We start from the raw sequence: 4,082 nt of genomic DNA on the forward strand, positions 1-4,082 counted from the left end.
GACGAGGAGACCGCGCTGACCGCGATGCTCGCCGCCGCCTACCCTGCCCCTGGCGCCGCCGGTGCCGCGCCGGAGGCCGACACGACCGCCCTTGCGGTCCTGGAGGAGACCGCCGAGTACCTGGGCGCCGGCTTCGCCGACCTCATCAACCTCTTCCAGCCCGAACGGATCCTCGTCGGCGGCTGGGCGGGACTGCAGCTCGGTGCCCGTTTCCTGGATTCCGTACGGGCGTACGCCACCTCCTACGCCCTGTCGTACCCGGCCGCCCGCGTGCGTATCGACCTCGGCACCCTGGGGCCGGACGCCGTGACCGTCGGGGCGGCGATGCTGCCCCTCGCCGACTTCTTCGCACGCGGAGGCCGCCGGCAGGAGGAGGCCGGTGCGGAGGAACCGGCCCCGGCGTGGCGGACGAGCTTGCGGGAGCGGGCGGCGCAGTAGGCCTGTCCGTTAGGTCAGGCCCTGGCCCGGCCGCACGCCTGAGTGCGCGACCCGGCACCTGGCACCGGCAGCCGTACCGATCCCACCCGAGGGCCGCGAGTACATCGTGCACTGCCTCATGCCGGCGTATGAGTACGTGAGGACGTACGAACTGAGTACGTCGTCCGATCTCCCGCGGCGCGCGCGTTGCTCGAATGGGAGCCATGAATCCCCCCGCTCCGCGCCGCCCCCGCATGCAGCATGTCACCACGACGGGCACCGCCCTCGCCGCGACCCTGCTCCCGCTGATGGTCGGCGTCCTCGTGGCGAAGTCGATGGGCGCGGATCCGATGTCCCCCGTGAACGCCCTCATCACCAGCGGCGGTCAGCGTGCCCGGGTATGCCCGTCGCAGCTGCGCAGCTGTGGCCGTACTGCCCTCCGCCGCTGGAAGCCGATGGCCGCGCGTGTACGGGTCCCAGGTGCACGGGCATCCACCAGGAGGACAGCACTAGGCCCTGTCCGGGACAGCCCTTAGAAGTTGCCGTAATTGACCTGCCAGGTGGGCAGGCCCATGCGGCGCCACACTGCCACGACGCGGTCGCGGTCGTCGAGGGAGACGCGTACCGCGAAGCGGTCGCGGACGTGCCGGTCGAACAGTTCGGCCTTCACGACGTCGTCACGGCGGCCGTCGCCGGCTGCGCGCATCCACAGCTCGTCGTAGGGGACCTCGTACCGGCGCAGCCATGCCTCCGTCTTGTCCCGGTGCTCCTCGCCGCGGCCGGAGAGCAGGACGATGACATCGCCGTCGGCACGCCGGAAGGAGCACAGCGCGCCGCGCACCGGCACGTTGAGCACGTCCTCGTCGCAGCGGGTGAAGTCGTAGGGGCCGCGGTCGCCCCTGATGGCGAGAGTGCCGTCGATGTCGCACATGACCGCCGAGGGCAGCGCCGGGTCGGCCGTGTACGGCTCCACCGACGGCTCGTCGTTCAGCCACGCCTCGGTGAGCCGCCAGCCACCCTGCCGCGCTTTCGCGTGCTTGTCGGCCAGGATCCGGATGATCTCCTCGCCGACAGCCCTGTCCCGCCCGGCGTCGCGCCGTATGCACTCCTCCAGCTGCACATCGGTGAAGTCGTGCACGACGAAGGACGCCTGGCCGGCCACCGCGGCCTTCAGACGCTTGGGGATGTGCGGTGTCAGGTGGGTGTTGTCCACGACGACGTCGAACCCGCCGTCGACCGCCGCCCGCACCGCGGCGTCCTGGATGGCCAGCACGGTCTGCTCGTGCGCGTACGACCGGCCACGCTCGGGTGCCGGGACGTCGAGCATCTTCCGCAGGTCGTCGAGATTCACCCGGCGCATACGGCCCTCGGACTGCGCCTGCAACCTGCGGGCGGCCGTCGTCTTCCCCGAGGCCGGGAGCCCTGTCATGACGTGTACTACGGGCACGGTCAGTTCTCCTCGTCGGTCAGATACGGGTCGGGCGCCTCCGGCCGGACGGAACGGTACGTCACGAGCTCCGTCGGGCGCCCGTCCAGGCGCAGGAACATCGCAGGGCGCACGGCGGCGTCCGGCAGCGCCTTCGCGGCGCGGGCGAAAGCGCCCCGGTCGCCCGCGAGATGGGCCAGCGAGCGGTACGCCTCGTCGATCGCACACTCGCGTGCGGTCACGTCCTCCTCGATCCGCCTGATCACCCCGCGCACCCAGGCGTCGAACTCGTCGGGCACCTGCTCCAGCAGCGCGTCGAGCGGCTTGCCGCCCGACGCCTCGATCTCTGCTGCCGAGCAACCCAGAGCCTGGGCAACCTGCTTGACGGGCAGTCCGGTGAAGCGCTGGACCCCGTGGCTGCGCCAGATGTCCCGTTCGGTGACTCCGGTGAGCACCTTGTGGAGCCGTACGTATTCGGAGAGCTTGGCCTTGGCCCGTACGCCCGAGGCGAAGCGCAGCACGAAGCCCTCCGCGTCGGTGCCCGTGGCTTCCCGGCCGCCCGGCAGCCGGTTGGACTCGGCCAGGGCGAGCAGCTCGGCGAGCGGCATGGCGGGCCAGACCGTGACGACCGAGCCGATGCCCTTCCAGCAGGCCGCCGCCTCGGACAGCGGTATCTCCGTGCCGTCCTTGGCGAAGGCGGCGAGGAGCACGAGGTCACGGCGGTCGCCGTAGTCGACGACGATCCGATTCTGCGGGTAGAGGATCTCGGCGAGGTAGGTCACCCCGGGAACCAGGGCGGAGGTGTCCTTGCCGTCCAGCAGACGCTGAGCCCAGGTGGCCTGGGTGCTGATGAACGATCCCTTGGACGCGACGTGCCACCGGTCCGCGTAGTGGAAGATCACCGCCAGGCTGCCGTCGACCTTGTCGTACACCTCGAACGATTCGTCCGGGAGGGCCGGCGCGTACGGCTGACCGGCCTCGTGCTCACCGACGTTGAAGAACTTCGGCAGCGGGAGCGCGACGATCTCGCCGGTGGCGTCGTCGGCCACCAGACCGCGGCAGCGCGTGGTCACCCGGTTCCACACCCGCTCGTACTGGCACGTCCTCGTGTACGTGTAGATCGACAGCGGCAGTTCGGGGTGCGGCTTACGGGTGACATGCCCCGCGTCCAGCGCCGCCGCCAACTCCTTCGGCGGCAGCAGCCCATGGAGAGTCAGGAATGCCTGGCTCATGTGTTCCTCCCGTTGATGAACCTTGATTGTCAGGCGCGGGAGGCTTCGGCGCGTACCGATTTTCCTGGGACGGGACGTACAGAGACGCAGGTCACTGCCGAGGTCGTGCCAGATGGACCGCGATGCGATGCCCCCAGGTGCGGATGTCTGAACGGGTCCGGGACACATGGAGGCCGGCGTCCGGCAGAAGACCGGCCAGCCTTTCCGCGGTGGACAGGGGGTGACCCGGGTCATCGACCCAGGCCAGAATCAAGGCCGGCTCGCGCAGTTCGGTGACGGCCGTGGCGGAGGGCAGGTCGGACAGCGCCAGTCCGCGCAGGACGGACGGCAGAATCCGCTCGGCGGGCGTCGGCGGAAACTCGGGAACATCGGATACGACCGCGGGGCGGTGCTGCCGCCTCTTGGCGGCGAGCCAGACGTCCACTCCCTCTCGTTCAATCGTGTCAGCGGCTTCGAGGTTGTTCCGCGCATGCGCCTTCCGCGTCGTCCAGGCCGTGGGCGGGATGAGCAGGACCAGCCGGCCGAACCGCTCGGGCGCCCGAACGGCGGCGTGCAGCACGGTGGCGCATCCCATCGACGCGCCGATGGCGTTGACGGGCTGGTCGGCATCCAGATGATCGAGCAGCGCGAGCAGATCGTCCGCGAGGGAGACGTACGTGTAATCGGTGTCCACGGCGGCGCCGGTCGATCGACCGTGCCCCCGGGCGTCATAACGCACCAGGCGCTGCCCCGCGTCCAGAACCGGCTCCCAGCCGAACAAGGCCATCCGGTCCTCGGTGGCCCGGCTGACGAACCCGCCATGTGCGTACACGGCGAGAGCGCCCTCACCGGCGTCCTCGTAGAACAGGTCGGCCCCGCGATGCCGGAAGCTGCTTTCCCTGACGATGCGCTTTCCCGCTGCTCCCATAGCCGTACGCCTCGTTCCGGCACCTCTGCGTCCCTCGTACGGCCACGAAACCACCCCGTCCCGATGCCCGCACCTGACGAGTCCTCTCCGGCCGGAGAGG

General features: G+C 70.4%; 5 protein-coding genes. 2 read left to right on the plus strand and 3 right to left on the minus strand.

The annotated features are described in order from the left end of the window. Together ACWGI8_RS40785 and ACWGI8_RS40790 are read left to right on the plus strand one after the other, a co-directional pair. Positions 1-438, plus strand: a 438-nt coding sequence (locus ACWGI8_RS40785) for an ROK family protein (protein WP_453668503.1), incomplete at its 5' end; no start/stop codon positions are given. A 203-nt stretch (positions 439-641) separates the two neighbouring features. Beyond that, positions 642-953 carry a hypothetical protein gene (locus tag ACWGI8_RS40790; protein WP_453668504.1) on the plus strand — a complete coding sequence of 104 codons (312 nt, stop codon included), beginning with the start codon at positions 642-644 and terminating at the stop codon, positions 951-953. On the opposite strand, the gene ACWGI8_RS40795 is transcribed toward ACWGI8_RS40790, so the two are convergent. From ACWGI8_RS40795 to ACWGI8_RS40805, 3 genes are all read right to left on the minus strand, one after another. Continuing rightward, positions 950-1,864 (minus strand): phosphatase domain-containing protein, encoded by a 915-nt coding sequence (locus ACWGI8_RS40795; RefSeq protein WP_453668505.1) that lies wholly within the window; start codon positions 1,862-1,864, stop codon positions 950-952. The genes ACWGI8_RS40790 and ACWGI8_RS40795 overlap by 4 nt on opposite strands. Positions 1,865-1,866: 2 nt before the next feature. Beyond that, positions 1,867-3,075, minus strand: coding sequence for an RNA ligase (locus ACWGI8_RS40800; RefSeq protein ID WP_453668506.1), 1,209 nt, complete (start codon positions 3,073-3,075; stop codon positions 1,867-1,869). Between the two features lie 91 nt (positions 3,076-3,166). Beyond that, positions 3,167-3,982, minus strand: coding sequence for an alpha/beta fold hydrolase (locus tag ACWGI8_RS40805; RefSeq protein ID WP_453668507.1), 816 nt, complete (start codon positions 3,980-3,982; stop codon positions 3,167-3,169). Between the last annotated feature and the right edge of the window lie 100 nt (positions 3,983-4,082).

Source organism: Streptomyces sp. NPDC054841 (assembly GCF_053611045.1).

Excerpts from the sequence above, each read along its gene's own strand:
- ACWGI8_RS40800 (WP_453668506.1), bottom strand. The coding sequence starts at position 3,075 with ATGAGCCAGGCATTCCTGACTCTCCATGGGCTGCTGCCGCCGAAGGAG.
- ACWGI8_RS40790 (WP_453668504.1), top strand. The coding sequence starts at position 642 with ATGAATCCCCCCGCTCCGCGCCGCCCCCGCATGCAGCATGTCACCACG.
- ACWGI8_RS40805 (WP_453668507.1), bottom strand. The coding sequence starts at position 3,982 with ATGGGAGCAGCGGGAAAGCGCATCGTCAGGGAAAGCAGCTTCCGGCAT.